Below are 17,268 nucleotides of genomic sequence, written 5' to 3' on the forward strand. Positions count from 1 at the left end.
CGGTGTAGGTTTGTTAAACCAACGAATGCGGCAGCCTAAACCGGTTGACGATGCGATAAAACAAACGATTCAGGCCATTCAAACCGGCCTTCGCGGTTATACAGCGGGCCTTGCTTGCGGCTTACGCGTCGTAACGGGGGCCCGCAATCATTTAGCTTCGACAGAAGCTGTTGACAGGAGGCTGAAGGCATGCAGGAAATGCTTAAGGTAGCCATGCCCAAGGGGCGTATATATAAACAGGCATTCAAACTTTTCCGCCGAGCGGGATTGCCGATGCCTGAAGATAGCGGTGACGATTCCAGAAGACTGATCGTTACCTTTCCGGAAGCCAACATGGAATTCATTCTTGCCAAACCCGTTGATGTTCCGACTTATGTCGAGTACGGCGTGGCGGATATCGGAGTGGTGGGCAAGGACGTGCTGATGGAAGAAAACAGGAACGTCTACGAACTGCTGGATCTCGGTATCGCCCGCTGCCGGATGTCTGTTATCGCGCTGCCGGACTGGCAGCCCGTTCTGAATCCCCGCGTCGCGACGAAGTATCCCCGGGTGGCTTCCCAGTATTTCAGGGAAAGAGGACAGCAGGTCGAAGTCATCAAGCTGAACGGCTCGATTGAACTGGCGCCGCTCATCGGCTTGGCCGACCGTATCGTCGACATGGTCGAAACCGGTCAGACCTTGAAGGAAAACGGCTTGGTCGAATATGAGGAAATATTTCCGATCACGAGCCGGCTTATCGCCAATCGCGTCAGTTACCGGATGAAAAACGACCGGATTCAGCAGCTTTGCGACGCTCTGCAGGCAACGATTGCGTTGCCGGAGTAAGAGGCTGCTATCCCTTGACGGATGACATAAAGCGTTATAAAACAAAAACGATCAGCAGGCGAAAGCCGGCGTTACGAAAGGGTGATTGCGCATGAAAATCGTGCCTGCGGAAGAGTTTAAACTCGCCCGGGAAGTGGACTACGGGACGGCGGAGCAGAACGACGCCGTAAAATCGATCATCGCCGCTGTACGCAGCGAAGGCGATCAGGCCCTCCGGCGACTGTCTAAGAAGTTCGACGGCGTCGACCTTCACGAACTCCGCGTAGACGAAGCCGAGATCGAGGCGGCGTACGACCGGGTGGACGCCGAGTTTCTGAAGGCGCTGCGTCAAGCCGCCGCCAACATCCGCGCGTTTCACGAAAAGCAGAAACGCGTGTCCTGGATGGACCTGCAGGACAACGGGTCCCTGCTGGGCCAGATCATCCGGCCGCTGCAGCGCGTCGGTTTGTACGTTCCCGGAGGGAAGGCGGCTTACCCCTCATCGGTGCTCATGAACGCCATCCCGGCAGTCGTCGCCGGCGTTCCCGAGATCGTGATGGTGACGCCGCCGGCTACAGCCGGGGAAGAGGGCATCAACCCGCACATCCTGGTGGCGGCAGCCGAGGCCGGCGTGCGGGAGATCTACCGCGTCGGCGGCGCACAAGCCGTCGCGGCGCTCGCTTACGGCACGGATACGATTCGTGCCGTTGACAAGATCGTCGGACCCGGCAATATTTACGTCGCACTCGCGAAACGCGCCGTATTCGGCGTCGTCGATATCGACATGATTGCCGGGCCGACCGACATCGTGGTCCTGGCCGACGAGTCGGCGGACCCCGAATACATCGCCGCGGACCTGCTGGCCCAGGCGGAGCATGACGAGCTGTCACCGGCCATTCTGGTGACGCCGTCCCGCGAGCTCGCCGAGCAGGTGCGCGGAGAGGTGGAGCGGCAGCTGCAGGCGCTGCCGCGCAAAGCGATCGCCGAGGTGTCCACGGCGAACAAGGGCGCGATCGTCCTCGTCGAGGATCTCGACGAGGGCATCCGCGTCGTCAACGCGATTGCTCCGGAGCATGCGGAGCTGCTCGTGGACGACCCGTTCGCGGTGCTGCCGCGGATCGAGAACGCCGGGGCGATCTTCCTCGGCGCGTACAGCCCGGAGCCGGTGGGCGACTATTTCGCCGGACCGAATCACGTGCTGCCGACGAACGGTACGGCCCGCTTCTCCTCGCCGCTGAACGTCGATGATTTTATTAAAAAATCCAGTGTGATTTCTTATAGTAAGGAAGCGCTCCTTGCGAACGGAGAGCAAATTATGACGCTCGCCCGAAACGAAGGGCTCGAAGGGCATGCCAGAGCGATACAAGTTCGATTGCAGAAAGAAGGGAACTTTCATGGCTGAACAAGTGGACAAGAACGCAAAACAAGCGGGGCTGGAAAGCGGATACCCCGGTGGATCGGTTAACGCGGATGCGGTAGACACGGGCGCAGGTGAAGGCTTGTCCGTCACGAATTCCGTTTCCCGTGCGCGCGTATCCAGTGTAGCGCGCAAAACGAACGAAACCGACATCGAACTTTCGTTCGGCGTGGACGGAACCGGTGTCTCGGAGCTGGAGACGGATGTTCCTTTTCTGAACCATATGCTCGATCTTTTTGCCAAGCACGGACAGTTCGATCTTAAAGTTCAAGCTCGCGGAGACGTTGACATAGACGATCACCACACGGTAGAGGACATCGGAATCTGTCTCGGTCAGACGCTTAGGGAAGCTCTTGGGGACAAGAAGGGCATCAAGCGTTACGCCAGCGTATTTATCCCGATGGATGAGGCGCTGGCGCAGGTAATTATCGATGTCAGCAACCGGCCTCATTTCGAATACCGGGCGGAGTATCCGTCCCAGCAGGTCGGAAGTTTCACGACGGAGCTGGTTCACGAGTTCTTGTGGAAGTTTGCCCTGGAGGCCCGGATTACACTTCATGTCATTGTTCATTACGGCCGGAACACGCATCACATGATCGAAGCGGTGTTCAAAGCGCTAGGACGCGCTCTGGATGAAGCCACTTCCATCGATCCCCGTGTTAAGGGAGTACCTTCGACGAAGGGAGTTCTCTAAACATGATTGCCATCATCGATTACGGCATGGGCAACCTGCATAGTGTGAGCAAGGCCGTGGAACGTCTCGGATGCGAGTCCGCGGTTACATCCGATCCGGATATTCTCGCGGAGGCGGAAGGTCTCATTCTGCCCGGAGTAGGAGCTTTCGGCGACGCGATGGAGCAGCTCCGCTCGCTCGGTCTGGATCGGCTTTTGCGGGAACAGACCGCTCAAGGCAAACCGCTGCTCGGTATTTGCCTCGGCATGCAGCTGCTTTTCACCTCCAGCGAAGAATACGGAGAGCATGAAGGCCTCAATCTGCTTCCCGGTCAAGTCGTGCGATTCCGAGGGGACTACAAGGTGCCTCATATGGGCTGGAACCGGCTGGAGTTCAAGCAGACCGGCCCGCTTCTGGAAGGGCTTGAAGAGGGCCATGTTTATTTTGTTCATTCTTATCATGTGAAGCCGGAGCGTCAGGAGGATCTTCTGGCTGTCACGGATTATCATCAGCCGGTTACGGCTGTAGTAGGAAGAGGTTCCGTCTACGGCATGCAGTTTCATCCGGAAAAAAGCGGTGAGCTGGGCATGCGGCTGCTTCAAAATTTCGTAGGGCTTTGTCAAAGCAAGGTAGGGGCCTAAGATTAACCGGCCCTGCGGCCTATCAGGTGGAGGTAACGAAAAATGTCCTTTATTATTTATCCGGCAATCGATATCCGGGACGGCAAATGCGTCCGTCTCGTTCAAGGCGATTATAATCAGGAAACAGTCTATAACGAGAATCCTCTCGAGGTCGCGCAAGCTTGGGAAGCTCAAGGCGGACAGTGGATTCATCTGGTCGACCTGGACGGCGCGAAGGCAGGACGGCCGGTTAACGACAAGCTGATCGGCGAAATCGCACGCACGGTGAAAGTTCCGGTCCAGGTGGGGGGCGGACTCCGTACGGAAGAGGATGTGGATCGTCTGCTGTCGCTGGGCGTATCCCGTGTCATTCTCGGGACCGCCGCCATCGAGGACCGGGCTTTCGTCCAGTCTCTGCTGGCCAAACACGGGGAGAACGTCGCCATCGGCTTGGACGCGCGGGACGGCTTCGTCGCGACCCGGGGCTGGCTCGAAACTTCCTCGGTAAAAGCGGAGGATTTGGCTGTTCAGCTTGCCGAGCATGGAGCCAAGACGTTTATTTTCACCGATATTTCACGGGACGGTATGATGGGCGGGCCGAATGTGGAGGCTATCGTACGCCTGGCTAAGGTTTCGGGCCAGACGGTTATCGCTTCCGGCGGCGTGAGCCGACCGGAAGACCTGGAGCGGCTTGCCGCCGAGGCTGTGAATGGCGTAGGCGGCGCGATTGTCGGCAAGGCGCTCTACACAGGCAGCATCCGGCTTGAGGAAGCGCTGAAGCTGGTTTAGGCCGGAGGGCGCTGTGAAAGAACAACGCCTTAAGAAATAATGAACGCATCAAGATGCTCCGATATAAAGTGGTACAGAGTTGAAGGGGGAAGTCAGAATGCTGGCTAAACGGATTATTCCCTGTCTGGACGTGAAGGACGGCCGGGTCGTCAAGGGTGTAAATTTCGTGAATTTGAGAGATGCGGGCGATCCGGTCGAGCTTGCTTCCATTTATGACCGCGAAGGTGCCGACGAGCTCGTTTTCCTGGACATATCGGCTTCGGTTGAAGGACGGGCGACGATGGTGGAGGTCGTGAAGAAAACGGCAGGCGAAATCACGATTCCGTTCACGGTCGGCGGAGGGATTTCGACTACCGATGATATGAAGCGTCTGCTCCGTGCCGGCGCGGATAAAATCGGCATCAACACGGCGGCGGTCAAGAATCCGCAGCTTGTATCGGACGGAGCCCGCAAATTCGGGTCCCAGTGCATCGTCGTCGCCATTGACGCCAAGTTCAACCCGGCCTGGGGCGAGTGGGAAGTCTATACGCACGGGGGCCGGACGGCTTCCGGCATCCGGGCTGTCGAGTGGGCGAAGCGGATGGAGACGGCGGGCGCCGGGGAATTGCTTCTTACCAGCATGGATGCGGACGGGACGAAGGACGGGTTCGATCTGGCTTTGACCAAAGCGGTATCGGGATTTGTCGGAATCCCCGTTATCGCATCCGGAGGTGCCGGAAATGAAGAACACTTCTACGAGGTGTTCACCGAAGGCCGTGCAGATGCGGGTCTGGCCGCGACGATCTTTCATTATAAAGAACTGACGGTGCAAGGCGTTAAAGAGAGCTTGAAGAAAAAAGGAGTGGAGATTCGATGACAGGCATACAACTGGACAGCATCCGCTACGATTCGCAGGGTCTCGTTCCCGCTATTGTACAGGATGCTATCAGCAAAGACGTTCTGATGCTGGCTTATATGAATAAAGAATCGCTTGAAAAAACGGTGGCCACCGGCACGACCTGGTTCTGGAGCCGCTCCCGGCAGGAGCTTTGGAACAAGGGGGCGACTTCTGGGCACACGCAACGCGTGGTTTCACTCCGCTATGACTGCGATGCGGACACGCTTCTGGTGCTGGCGGAGCAGACCGGACCCGCTTGCCACACCGGATCCTACACCTGCTTCGGCAGTGAAATTCCGGTGGCCGGCACAGATTCCGCTGAAACCGGAGAAGCTGCAGCCGTGACAGCTTCCGCCGATCGGTTCGGCATCTTGTCGAGGCTGGAATCCGTCATCGCTTCCCGCGAAGCGGAAAGACCCGAAGGCGCCTACACGACCTACTTGTTCGAGAAGGGAATCGACAAAATTCTCAAAAAAGTAGGCGAGGAAACGGCAGAGGTAATCATCGCGGCCAAAAACCGGGACCACGACGAGCTCCGGTACGAAACGAGCGATCTGATTTTTCACTTGATGGTTCTTCTTCGCGAGTCCAAGCTTCCGCTTGACGATGTAATGGCGGAGCTGGAGCGGCGCCACATGAGCAAATCCAAATAAAGGGACCGGCATCCGACTCTATAGGCAAATATGCCATCTAGAGGAACGGGTGCCGGTTTTTGTTTCCGAAGTTCATAAACTAGCCACAATTACCTCGATTTGGCGTCCCTCTGTGCTTTTTCATTTCGACAAGTTTCATGTATAATGGTGGGGTAGGAGAATGTCCCTGGTACTAGATACTAGACAGAGGGGGCATCTTTTTTCTCGCTTACATGCTAAAAAGCGCTTTCGTATGAAAACGTATGCGGAGCGTTCTATACAGAAGTTTGACCCGTCTGCAGTCCCAATAATCAAAAACATTTCGGAGGTAACCATAACCATGGATCTCAACAACATTAAAATTTTCTCCGGCTCTTCCAACCCGAAGCTGGCACAGAGCATTTGCGACGACCTGGGCGTTCCGCTCGGTAAAATCAAGCTGTCTCGCTTCAAAAGCGGGGAAATTTATTGTTTGTATGAAGAAGGTGTCCGTAACTGCGATGTATTTTTAGTACAAACGTTCTCCCATCCGATCAATGAACACCTTATGGAACTATTGGTTATGATGGATGCGGCCAAGCGTGCATCCGCCCGCACGATCAACTTGATCCTGCCTTACTATGGTTACTCCCGTCAAGAGAGAAAAGCCGCGCCGCGCGAACCGATTTCCGCGAAACTTGTCGCCGATCTGGTCAGTGCCGCAGGAGCGAACCGTGTGATTACCATCGACCTTCATGCACCGGCGATCCAAGGCTTCTTCGACATTCCAGTGGATCACCTGACCGCTCTTGATCTTATCAGCGATTACATCACGAAGAAAAATATCGTCGATCCGGTCATCGTATCTCCGGATGCCGGCCGCGCTACGACGGCCGAGCGTCTTGCCAACATTCTCGATGCTCCGTTCGCGATGATGTTCAAGAAACGTCCCGCTCACAACGAAGCGGTCGTGACTCACGTAATCGGGGACGTTAAAGGCCGTACGCCGATCATCATCGAGGATCTGATCGACACAGGCACAACGATCGTGAACGTTGTGGAAGGACTGAAGGAACGCGGAGCCAACGATATCTACGTTTGCGCCACTCACGCGGTATTCTCGGGCCCGGCTCTCCAGCGTCTGGATCACCCGAACATTCGCGAAGTCGTGATCACGGATTCCCTGGCGATTCCGGACGATCACGCGGAACGTTTCAAGGTGCTCTCCGTTGCTCCGCTGCTCTCGCATGCGGTACGTATCGTCAGCGACGGCGGCTCTCTCTCTTCGCTGTTTAAATACGGCGGCGTTTAAATCGTGTTTTTGAAACCTCGGGGACTGTGCTATACTTGATCATAGATCTCAAAGTACCGGAGGTGCCTAGTCATGGAAAAGAAAAAGCGTGTCTCCGTAAAGCCGGAACCGAAAATTATTCCCATCAGCATGGATGCCACGTTCTTTTTTGAAAGAGCGGTTCAGTCGCTCGATCGTTTCCATTACGATAAGGCGTTGAAATATTTCCGGCGAGCGGTAGAATACGAATACGATAACCCGGTGAACCACTGCAACCTTGCAGGGGTTCTCTCCGAATTGGGCAAGTACGAGGAATCCAACGACATCTTAAAAGATGTTCTCGACCGGATCGATCCCTCGATGACCGAATGCTACTTCTATATGGCGAACAATTACGCCAACATGGACCAGTACGAACAGGCGGAGGGCGCTCTTGTCCGTTATCTGGAGAACGATACAAACGGACATTACCTGGAGGAAGCCGAGGAAATGCTTGATTTTCTCAGCTATGAGCTGGAGCGTCCCGCCAAACTTAAGACCATCAAATCCCGCGAGGGCTTATATGAGCACGATCAGGCGCGTCTGCTTTTGGAAGAAGGCAAGTTCGCGGAAGCGGTGCGTGTTCTGGAAGAACTCGTCGAAGAGCATGGCGATTTTCTGGCGGCCCGTAATAACCTGGCGCTGGCTTATTATTACACCGGTCATTTTCAGAAATCGCTGGATGCTATTGTCGAGGTGCTGAACATAGATCCCGGGAACCTTCACGCGCTGTGCAATATGGCGATCTTCTACCAGCATCTCGGACGCAAGGAAGAACTTGCCGAACTGATGGGAACTTTGCGCAAAACGTATCCTTTCCAGCAGGAGCATGTCTTCAAGCTTGCGACCACCATGGGGATTCTGGGCGATCACGAGAAAGCCTATCAGCTTTTCAGGAGGGTTTCCCGTTCCAACGACAGCGGTCTGGATCCGTGCGTTTACCATTATGCGGCCGTGGCCGCTTGCAATATCGGCAGATTTCAGGAAGCTCGGGTTCTCTGGAATCAGGTGGATAAGCTGGAGAACGGGTCGGAAATCGCCCGCTTTTATTTGGAACAGCTGAACCGCCGTTCCGATGACCGCCCGCTTTCCTTGAGCTACCACTATAACCTTCCGTTCGAGGAACAGTTCCGCCAATTGGAGCAGTCTCCCGAATCGATCCCGGATCAGATTGCGAAGGACCCGCTTGTCCGCAGCTCCTTCTTCTGGGCGCTGCGCCACGGAGATGTGGAAACGAAGCTGCAGGTGCTTCAGACGTTCGTGTATATCGGCGACAATGAAGTGAAAGAAGCCCTCATCGAGTTTATCGGTGACCCTAAAGAGGATGACTACCTCAAAAAGGTAGCTATCTTCGTTTTGCGGACCATCGGAGTCGAAGAGCCTTTGAAAGCTCATTTGGACGGTGCCGTAAAAACCGTGGAAAACTCCGTGCATACGACCGATCTTCCGAAATGGGAGCCCAAATGGCAGACCGTCATGGAGACCGCTCACCGGCATATGCACCAGCGGTACGACATGATCCAGCAGCATGACCTTCAGACTCTATGGGTAGAATATTTGAGCAGAGTGTATCCGAGCGTGCCGAGGATTACGAAAGTGGAGGGCTGGTCCGCCGCTCTCGAATACCTGGTCGCCAAAATGCATCGCAGGTCGATTTCCTATCACGAGGTAGCCAGCCGCTACCATACGACCGTTTCGACCGTAAGCAAGAATGTGAAGCTGATTGACGAAGCTTGCGGGCTTAAGGAGAAGATGGATGCGATTCTGCCGAAGCTCTGGAACGTGGAAAAGAAGGGGCGGGATTAATCACACTTGCAAATTAGAATAATTTTAATTAGAATTATTTTAAATAGAGAATGATTGCAGGCAGTGATGACTCAAAACTCAGCCCGCGATCATACGAATTCTGATTTGTTCCCAAGGAGGAGAGATCGATCCATGTATAAAACAATTGTGGTAGGAACCGGACCATCCGGATTAACAGCAGCCATCTATCTGGCACGCGCCAATCTCAACCCTTTGGTTATTGAAGGTCCGGAACCGGGCGGACAGTTGACGACAACGACCGAGGTCGAAAACTTCCCTGGCTTCCCGGAAGGAATCATGGGGCCGGAGCTTATGGCTAACATGCGCAAGCAGGCTGAGCGTTTCGGCGCCGAGTTCAAAACCGGCTGGGTTAACAGCGTAGAGCTTACGGAGCGTCCGTTCAAGCTCAATGTGGAAGGTCTTGGGGAGATCGAGACTGAATCTCTGATCATCTCCACCGGCGCTTCCGCTAAGCTGCTCGGCATCACGAACGAGCGCGAGAATATCGGCCGCGGTGTGAGCACTTGCGCCACTTGCGACGGATTCTTCTTCCGCGGCAAGAAAATCATCGTCGTCGGCGGCGGCGACTCTGCAATGGAAGAGGCGAACTTCCTGACACGTTTCGCTTCCGAAGTTCGACTGGTTCACCGCAGAAGCGAACTCCGCGCTTCCAAGATTATGCAGGATCGTGCGCGTGAGAACGAGAAAATCACGTGGAGCTTGAACTCCACTCCGCTTGAAGTCGTTGCGGGAGACAAAGGCGTAACCGGCCTTAAGGTTCTTAACAACGAAACCGGTGCGGAAGAGGTTCTTGAAACCGACGGTATTTTCGTGGCTATCGGCCACACTCCGAACACAAAGTTCCTCGGCGGACAAATCACGACCGACGAAACGGGGTATATCCTCGTTAAACCGGGAACGACGGAAACCAACATCCCTGGCGTGTTCGCTTGCGGAGACGTTCAGGATTTGAAATACCGTCAAGCCATTACGGCGGCGGGAAGCGGCTGTATGGCGGCTCTGGACTGCGAAAAATTCCTCGAGGGCCACATGGTTCACGATTGGAGCCAGTCCCTGTAAAACGGATTATTAGACTCATACGCAAAGACGTGGAACGGCCTACACCCTTCCACGTTTTTTCAATTTGCCGTCCTTGACCTTCCTATAGGGTTCGCTTATAGTGGGTACAGGAGCAACACCCATCGCGAAAGATTTGGAAATAACTTAACTCTTCACTGAGGTGACATTTAGCATGACACAACGGATTTATGTCGGAGTGGACTTAGGGGGCACCAGCATCAAGGTAGGCCTCTGCGACGAAGAAGGAAAATTGATTCAGACTTATGAAGGTCCTACCGGAGCCGAGCACGGTCCCGATTTTGTGCTTGACCGTATTGTTGAGTACGTCCACAGGATCGTAGACGAATCGCCATACGAATGGGAACAAGTAGCGGGGATCGGGGCCGGAATCGCTGGCTTTATGGACATTCCGACAGGCTTTGTGGAATTGTCGCCTAATCTGGGCTGGCGCAATGTCGCAGTCAAGAAGACCCTTGAGGAGAAGCTTGGCAAAACCGTAAAAATCGACAATGACGCCAATGTCGCGGCGCTTGGTGAGGCGTGGGGCGGAGCCGGACGGGGAATCCCGAACCTGGTCTGCTATACGCTTGGAACCGGCGTGGGCGGAGGTATTATTATAAACGGAAAAATTTACCAAGGTTTCAACGGGATGGCAGGCGAGCTCGGACATATGTCCGTTGTTCCGGATATTGAAGCGATTGCCTGCAACTGCGGACAATCCGGATGTCTGGAAACGGTCTCTTCCGCCACGGGTATCGTCAGAATGGCCAACGATGCCAAAGAGCGCGGCGACCGTACGAGTTTGGCGCTGATCGAGAAGATTACGGCGAAGGACGTATTCGATGCGGCGAAGTCGGGAGACGAGGTCGCCGTGCGCATCGTTAACCGTGCCGCCTATTATATCGGCAAGTCCATGGCGGCCGTAGCGGTAACCGTTAATCCGCAGCGGTTCATTATCGGCGGCGGCGTATCGAAAGCAGGAGAAATCCTGTTCAACCCGATCCGCGAGACATTCCGCAAGCTGACTCCGGAACGCGCTTATACAGGCGTTGAAATCGTGCCGGCCACACTGGGCAACGATGCGGGCATCGTAGGAGCGGCGGGTTTAAACCTGCATTAGCAACCAAAGCTTACAATGCGGCTTCCACCCGGAAGGGTACCCTATAACGGATGAGGAAGGTGAACTCATGGAAGAAAGCAAAGCGGCGGCCAAGCTTGTCATTATTACCGGCATGTCCGGTGCAGGGAAAACAATTGCCGTACAAAGTCTCGAGGATCTCGGATTTTTCTGTGTGGACAACTTGCCGCCTGTTCTGATTCCGAAATTTGCGGAATTAATCGAGCAGTCCCACGGCAAAATCGGCAAGGTGGCGCTGGTTATCGACCTCCGCGGCCGGGAATTTTTCACGGCGCTGCAGGAATCACTGCGTTCCATTAAGGAAGATTACACATTGACGTACGAGATTTTGTTTCTCGACGCAACGGATTCCACGCTGGTTCAGCGTTACAAAGAAAGCAGGCGCCGCCACCCGCTTGCTCCCAACGATGCGCCGCTAGAGGGCATTCTGCTGGAGCGCAAGCTGCTGGAAGAATTAAAGGGCCACGCTTCGCAGGTAATCGACACTAGTGCGTTGAAACCGGCGCAGCTCAAACAAAAAATCGCCTCTCGCTTCACCAATATGGGTAGCGGCGGCATATCTATAAATGTCATCTCTTTCGGCTTTAAATACGGCATCCCGATTGATGCCGATCTGATTTTTGACGTGCGTTTCCTGCCGAATCCGCATTATGTGGAGACGCTTCGCCCGAATACGGGGCAGGATGCGGATGTATACGACTACGTGATGAAGTGGAACGAGACGCAGGAGTTTCTGACGAAACTGCTCGATATGCTTCACTTTCTTGTTCCCCAGTACAAAAAAGAAGGCAAAAGCCAGGTTGTCGTAGGCATCGGTTGTACGGGCGGCAAGCATCGGTCTGTGGCTATTGCCGAGTATTTGGGCAAGGTTATGGGAAACAGCGAGACGGAGATCGTCAGAGTCAATCATCGAGATGCGGAACGCGACCGACCATAAGAGGGTGAAACCATGTCTAAAGTTTACCGCCCTGCCGATATCCCCCGGATAGTCGTCATAGGGGGCGGAACAGGATTGTCCGTCATGCTTCGGGGGTTGAAGCAGAAACCGCTGGATATCACGGCTATCGTGACGGTAGCCGACGACGGAGGCAGCTCCGGCATTCTGCGCTCCGAGCTGCAAATTCCTCCGCCGGGCGATATCCGCAACGTGCTTACGGCGCTCGCGGATGTGGAGCCGCTGCTTTCCGAGATGCTGCAGTACCGCTTTCCGGCCGGAACCGGGCTCGCGGGGCACAGTCTCGGAAACCTGATTCTCGCGGCGATGAAGGACATCACCGGTGACTTCGTCACCGGAATTCGCGAGATGAGCCGCGTGTTCGCGGTTCGCGGCCGGGTGCTTCCTGCCTCGAGGCAGGAGCTCTATTTGCGGGCGTTGATGGAGGACGGCACGATCGTGGAAGGGGAGTCGAAGATTCCACTGGCCGGAGGGCGCATCAAGCGGGTTATGCTGGAACCGGCGGATATCGAACCGCTGGAGGAGGCGATCGAGGCTATCCGTGAGGCGGATGCCATCCTGTGCGGTCCCGGCAGCTTGTACACGAGTATCCTTCCTAACCTGCTCGTGCCCGGAATAGCGGAGGAGATCCTTAAATCCGATGCGGTCAAAATGTTCATTTGCAACGTGATGACCCAACCGGGCGAGACGGACGATTACTCCGTCGGGGATCATCTGACGGCCATTCATAACCATATAGGCCATCATTTGTTTGATTATGTCATTGTAAATAACGGGGAGATTCCTCCTCAGGTACAGAATAAATATGCCGAGAAGGGCGCCAAAGCCGTCCATTTGGATCTGGACGAGGTGACGAAGCGGGGATATCGCGTCATCGCCGACAAGCTGGTGCTTTTCCGGACCTATCTGCGCCACGATGCGGATAAATTAAGCGAGCATATCTATCAGATCGTGGAGAGCTGGATGCTCAGGAAGAGGTGAGTCCCCATGTCTTTTGCGGCGCAAACGAAGAAGGAATTGACCCTAATCGAAGCGGAGGATTGCTGCGAGAAAGCCGAATTGTCGGCTCTTATCCGCATGAACGGTTCCGTACAGCTGACGAATCAGCGCGTCATTCTTGATATTTCAACGGAAAACGCCGCTATTGCCAGGAGGATTTACTCTTTGCTTAAAAAGCGGTATAAGCTTCACACCGAGCTGCTTGTCCGTAAGAAAATGCGTCTTAAGAAGAATAATGTCTATATTGTCCGCGTGCCGAACCAGGTGCAGGAACTGCTTTCCGACCTTTATATCGTGTCGGAAGGCTTCCAGTTTACTCCGGGCATAGACAAAAGCATTGTAAAAACAAACTGCTGCCGGCGGGCCTACCTTCGGGGGGCTTTTCTTGCGGGAGGCTCCGTCAACAATCCGGAGGGTTCTTCGTATCATCTCGAAATTGCTTCCATGTATGAAGAACACTGCCAGGCGCTGTGCCAGCTTGCTAACCGTTTCGATTTGAACGCCAGATGCATCGAGCGCAAGAAGGGATTCGTTTTCTACATCAAGGAAGGCGAACGGATTATTGAGTTTCTCAGCATTATTGGCGCACACCAGGCCCTGTTGCGTTTCGAAGATGTCCGGATCATGAAGGATATGCGAAATTCGGTGAACCGAATCGTAAACTGCGAAACGGCGAATCTTAATAAAACCATCGGTGCGGCTGTCCGGCAGATCGATAACATCCGGCTCATCGAACGGGAAGTCGGCCTGGAGAGCCTGCCGGAGAAACTCCGCGAAGTCGCGGAAATCCGTGTGAAGCATCCCGACTTGAATCTTAAAGAGGTCGGGGACATGCTGAAGGGTAGCGTCAGCAAGTCGGGCGTCAATCATCGTTTGCGTAAAATAGACGAACTGGCTGACAAAATTCGCAACGGCGCTGCCATCCGTTAGACCTATACGGGAACTTTTTCCTAGAGTATTTCGCCGTAAAATGGTATAATATGAAGCAGATTACGCATTTTACGGCACTCGCGGTTCTTGAACGGACAAGCGCGGCCCGGTGCCAGGTCCCCGTTCGATGAACATCCAATATGAATTGGATAGAAATCATCATGCCTGATGCTTAACCGACATAAGTTACACGTAAGGGGAACCTCCGAGCGATATTGCCGGGGATGCATTATAGACTGCAAATTAAGAACGTAGGGGGAATCCAATCCATGTCGAGACGCCCAGTAGTGGTGAAATTGAAAACCGGCCTTCACGCCAGACCCGCTGCTTTATTTGTCCAGGAAGCGAATAAATTTTCGTCTGAAATTTTTGTAGAGAAGGACGAGAAGAAAGTAAACGCCAAGAGCATTATGGGAATTATGAGCCTTGCGATCAGCACGGGAACCGAAATTTACATAAGTGCAGAAGGTTCGGACGCTGAACAGGCTGTAAACGCTTTAGTCACACTGGTCAGCAAAGAAGAACTTGAAAATCAGTAAGAGCGGAAGGCTTCCTGCCAAGGGAGCTTTTTTATTTTTGTCAAACAGAAACCTTTTCCAGCAAAAAACGTCTAAAGATTGGGCGATTTTTCGGGAGAAGGCTTTTTTGTCATGTCGTTTTTTAGAAAAAGGAAGGAAAAGGAGTAGGAGCATGATTCAATGGAAGAAAGAGGTTTCGCTTCTGATGGCGCTGGTGCTGTTCGCAGCTTTCCTGATGCCGATTCAGGCGCGTGCAATCTCGTCCTCATCGTCGTTAATTGTTTTGTACCTGGATAACAAGCAGGCGTTCGTCAATGAAGATCAGGTGGAGCTGGAGTCGCCGGCCACCATCATCAAGGACAAAACGTTCGTTCCGGCTAAATTTATCGGTGACAGTCTGGGGTTCCCCGTTACTTGGGACAATGCGGCCAGAACGATCACAATGCAGCCTCCGGGCTATAACATCGTCTTGAGCAGCGATCTGAAAAAAGCCTATATCAATGGCGAGGAAGTGCCGTTCGATTCGGTTGCGGCCATCGTAAAAGGCAAGCTGCTCGTCAAGCTGACCTGGGTAGCCGATTATATGGGCGCCAAGTATACGTACTACCACGAATCGCGCAAAGTGGAAATCGTCTACGTTCCGAAGCCGGAAGGCATTTACGACAATGGAGCGAACAATTCGAATCCCGTTGCCAAGTTTACGACCCACAAAGAGAAATACCGTCTCGGCGAGACCGTCAAGTACATTGACCTCTGCTACGATCCGGATGCGGAAGGGATCGCCAAGTACGAATGGACGGGCAAACAAGACGCATTCTTCAAGCCGGGCTCCTACCCGGTTAGTCTTAAGGTCTACGACAGGCACGGACACGTGAGCAAGGTGTTCACCAAAAATGTCATTGTTGAAGATATACCGCTTGTATCGGAAGCCGAATATCCGGTATATCACAACGAGATCGGCAGCTTCTACAAACTGAGCTGGGATACGCTGACTTCCCACTTCTACAACTTGCCGATGCTCCCCAAAGAAGCGACCAACGTACCGGGCCGCAAGCTGCTCGTCAGCGACAGCCCCGAAGAATTTACGGAGCCGGGCATCCTGTATCAGGACATGATCAACGGCAAAGGCCGTCTGTATGCGGACCACATCAACGGAACGAAGAACAAAGTGACGTTCGCCATTATGGCAACGAATACGACGGATAAGCCCGTTACGGTCAAAACGACCAACAAAGGCGAGGTATGGCCTTCCGTATATGCGAACCTGATCGGCAGCGAGGCTTCCGTAGACTTCCTGCTGGGCAATACATATAACGAGAAACTGACCATTCCGCCGCATGATACGCTCGTTTACCGCCAGCTTCCGGATTTCTATCCGGGCCAAGGCGTGAATCTGTTCTATGATCTGGAAACTTCCGGAGAAGTTCAGTTCTCCTTCCTGGCGGCTGACGAGCTGACGAACACGACGCTGTCCGAAAGCAAGCTGCTCGGCTTTACAGGGCACGTAAGGGGCTCATTCGATGTTTCCGAGGTGAACTGGAATATTGATGCTTCTTCCTTCACGAAAGCCTCCAAGCTGGTCATCGGGGACGGGAAAACCGATCCTTTCGTGGACGGTTACGACGTGATGCGTAAGGAAAACGTGAAGAATGGGGGCAACTACGGCGTTGTCTACAAGATTCACGCGGACAAACCGCGCAAAATGGCGATTATGCTGCTGGCCCGCGGCGGTGTTTTCAAAGGGCCGATCAAGATCAACGGAGAAATCCAGTCGATTCCGTATTCCGGCGTGATTACCGCTTTTGACGGCATGCAAATTCTCCACCGCACCACAGGGACGGAGAAGTCGCTCGATATCGAGTTTACGCCTCCGGCCGGTTCGGCTTTCCCGATCGATCTGATTTTCTATCCGCTTGCGGATCTGGACTAATTTGTTTTCATTTCGCCCGCATTAAAAAAGAAACCCCGGATTACCGACGTAAGTCGATGATCCGGGGTTTTTCTTTGGGCTGCTTAAGCTTCTTTGCCGCCTTCGGTCGTCTTCTCGATCACTTTATCGATAAGACCGTAGGCGCTGGCTTCAGCCGCGCTCATAAAGTAGTCGCGGTCGGTATCTTTATCGATACGCTCCAGCGGCTGGCCTGTACGTTCCGCGAGAATTTTGTTCAGGTTCTCGCGCATTTTGAGAATGCGTCTCGCGCGAATCTCGATGTCCGTCGCCTGACCTTCCGCGCCGCCGAGCGGCTGGTGAATCATGACTTCGGAGTTTGGCAGGGCGTAACGCTTGCCTTTGGCGCCTGCCGCAAGCAGGAAAGCGCCCATGGAAGCCGCCATCCCTACGCAGATCGTGGAAACGTCGGATTTGATAAATTGCATGGTGTCGTAAATCGCCATTCCAGCTGTGATGGAACCGCCGGGGCTGTTAATGTACAAATGAATATCCTTGTCGGGGTCCTGCGCATCTAGGAACAGCAGTTGGGCGATAATCGCGTTGGCGACCTGATCATTCACCGGGGTACCCAGAAAAATAATACGGTCTTTAAGAAGACGGGAGTAGATATCGTAAGCGCGTTCTCCTCTTGCATCAGGCTCGACAACCATTGGAATAAAACTCATTAATGTTACCTCCTTCGATAATACGCCGCTATAACTGCGTTAATTTTCAGTATCTACAAATATGATAACGAAAAAACGTCAAAAGGTCAAGAAAGGTCAAACTTA

17 protein-coding genes are annotated in these 17,268 nt (G+C 53.8%); 16 read left to right on the forward strand and 1 reads right to left on the reverse strand.

What is annotated here, in order from left to right:
• Positions 1-189: 189 nt before the first annotated feature.
• From hisG to ABH899_RS18310, 16 genes are all read left to right on the forward strand, one after another.
• Positions 190-825, forward strand: a complete 636-nt coding sequence (gene hisG, locus ABH899_RS18235) for an ATP phosphoribosyltransferase (protein WP_369999095.1) — start codon at positions 190-192, stop codon at positions 823-825.
• A 91-nt stretch (positions 826-916) separates the two neighbouring features.
• Positions 917-2,206: a histidinol dehydrogenase gene (gene hisD, locus ABH899_RS18240; protein WP_369999097.1), complete on the forward strand. Its 1,290-nt coding sequence runs from the start codon at positions 917-919 to the stop codon at positions 2,204-2,206.
• Positions 2,199-2,915 (forward strand): imidazoleglycerol-phosphate dehydratase HisB, encoded by a 717-nt coding sequence (hisB, locus tag ABH899_RS18245; protein WP_369999099.1) that lies wholly within the window; start codon positions 2,199-2,201, stop codon positions 2,913-2,915. Before hisD ends, hisB begins: the two co-directional genes overlap by 8 nt.
• 2 nt (positions 2,916-2,917) lie before the next feature.
• On the forward strand, positions 2,918-3,535 hold the full coding sequence (gene hisH / locus ABH899_RS18250) for an imidazole glycerol phosphate synthase subunit HisH (protein ID WP_369999102.1): 618 nt from the start codon (positions 2,918-2,920) through the stop codon (positions 3,533-3,535).
• 42 nt (positions 3,536-3,577) lie between these two features.
• Entirely contained in the window at positions 3,578-4,303 is a 726-nt protein-coding gene (hisA, locus tag ABH899_RS18255; protein WP_369999105.1) for a 1-(5-phosphoribosyl)-5-[(5-phosphoribosylamino)methylideneamino]imidazole-4-carboxamide isomerase, read from the forward strand.
• A 97-nt stretch (positions 4,304-4,400) separates the two neighbouring features.
• Entirely contained in the window at positions 4,401-5,159 is a 759-nt protein-coding gene (gene hisF, locus ABH899_RS18260; RefSeq protein WP_042232324.1) for an imidazole glycerol phosphate synthase subunit HisF, read from the forward strand.
• Positions 5,156-5,833 (forward strand): bifunctional phosphoribosyl-AMP cyclohydrolase/phosphoribosyl-ATP diphosphatase HisIE, encoded by a 678-nt coding sequence (gene hisIE, locus ABH899_RS18265; protein WP_369999108.1) that lies wholly within the window; start codon positions 5,156-5,158, stop codon positions 5,831-5,833. Before hisF ends, hisIE begins: the two co-directional genes overlap by 4 nt.
• Positions 5,834-6,152: 319 nt before the next feature.
• On the forward strand, positions 6,153-7,103 hold the full coding sequence (locus tag ABH899_RS18270; RefSeq protein ID WP_009676852.1) for a ribose-phosphate diphosphokinase: 951 nt from the start codon (positions 6,153-6,155) through the stop codon (positions 7,101-7,103).
• Positions 7,104-7,175: 72 nt separating this feature from the next.
• Positions 7,176-8,927 (forward strand): tetratricopeptide repeat protein, encoded by a 1,752-nt coding sequence (locus ABH899_RS18275; RefSeq protein WP_009676855.1) that lies wholly within the window; start codon positions 7,176-7,178, stop codon positions 8,925-8,927.
• Positions 8,928-9,059: 132 nt separating this feature from the next.
• Positions 9,060-10,007 carry a thioredoxin-disulfide reductase gene (gene trxB, locus ABH899_RS18280; RefSeq protein WP_009676865.1) on the forward strand — a complete coding sequence of 316 codons (948 nt, stop codon included), beginning with the start codon at positions 9,060-9,062 and terminating at the stop codon, positions 10,005-10,007.
• Positions 10,008-10,179: 172 nt separating this feature from the next.
• On the forward strand, positions 10,180-11,127 hold the full coding sequence (locus tag ABH899_RS18285; protein WP_218230951.1) for an ROK family glucokinase: 948 nt from the start codon (positions 10,180-10,182) through the stop codon (positions 11,125-11,127).
• A gap of 67 nt (positions 11,128-11,194) precedes the next feature.
• On the forward strand, positions 11,195-12,082 hold the full coding sequence (gene rapZ, locus ABH899_RS18290; RefSeq protein WP_009676833.1) for an RNase adapter RapZ: 888 nt from the start codon (positions 11,195-11,197) through the stop codon (positions 12,080-12,082).
• 12 nt (positions 12,083-12,094) lie between these two features.
• On the forward strand, positions 12,095-13,081 hold the full coding sequence (locus ABH899_RS18295) for a gluconeogenesis factor YvcK family protein (RefSeq protein ID WP_009676861.1): 987 nt from the start codon (positions 12,095-12,097) through the stop codon (positions 13,079-13,081).
• A 6-nt stretch (positions 13,082-13,087) separates the two neighbouring features.
• A complete protein-coding gene (gene whiA / locus ABH899_RS18300) occupies positions 13,088-14,029 on the forward strand; it encodes a DNA-binding protein WhiA (protein ID WP_016423761.1) in 942 nt (313 codons plus the stop codon).
• Between the two features lie 269 nt (positions 14,030-14,298).
• Entirely contained in the window at positions 14,299-14,568 is a 270-nt protein-coding gene (locus tag ABH899_RS18305; protein ID WP_016423762.1) for an HPr family phosphocarrier protein, read from the forward strand.
• Positions 14,569-14,719: 151 nt separating this feature from the next.
• Positions 14,720-16,477, forward strand: a complete 1,758-nt coding sequence (locus ABH899_RS18310; protein ID WP_009676839.1) for a copper amine oxidase N-terminal domain-containing protein — start codon at positions 14,720-14,722, stop codon at positions 16,475-16,477.
• An 83-nt stretch (positions 16,478-16,560) separates the two neighbouring features.
• On the opposite strand, the gene clpP is transcribed toward ABH899_RS18310, so the two are convergent.
• Positions 16,561-17,163, reverse strand: a complete 603-nt coding sequence (gene clpP, locus ABH899_RS18315) for an ATP-dependent Clp endopeptidase proteolytic subunit ClpP (RefSeq protein WP_009676841.1) — start codon at positions 17,161-17,163, stop codon at positions 16,561-16,563.
• Positions 17,164-17,268: the final 105 nt, after the last annotated feature.

Origin of the sequence: Paenibacillus sp. RC84 (assembly GCF_041260495.1) — a bacterium.
Lineage (GTDB): Bacteria > Bacillota > Bacilli > Paenibacillales > NBRC-103111 > Paenibacillus_F.